Annotated in this window: 1 pseudogene; it reads left to right on the top strand. The window is 34.6% G+C overall.

The annotated features are described in order from the left end of the window. Window positions 1-210 precede the first annotated feature (210 nt). Window positions 211-399, top strand: a pseudogene (locus VU18_RS17750) (hypothetical protein); the annotation flags it as partial.

Raw genomic sequence — 399 nt, forward strand, 5'->3', positions numbered from 1 at the left:
AATTTTGCACGGCTATTTGGCATGATGCAGTTCCTCCATTGCCAGATCAACTTGGCGGAATCCTTTTTGCTTCATTCCCTTCTATTCTAGAAACAGTCAAGTACCACTTTTGGCGAAGATCCAAAATGATATGTATTTGGACATAAATGGTAACCCGGTGGCAAAGGGATCAAAAGCTTCGCATATTGTGATTAATAGGGGGAAGAAATGATGAGAATATCTGATTTTCTTAAAAGATATAATTTACATGGGAGTTTAATTAATAATGTGGAATATGATTCCACTACAAAAAGAGTATCTATTGAAACTGAGTTATGTAAATGGCAGCAATTTGATTATGACGAAACTAAAGATCCTGAAATGATTGAGGGATTCATTGTTTTTGAAGATGTAACATAT

This window comes from Geobacillus sp. ZGt-1 (genome assembly GCF_001026865.1).
Taxonomy (GTDB): Bacteria; Bacillota; Bacilli; order Bacillales; family Anoxybacillaceae; genus Geobacillus; species Geobacillus thermoleovorans.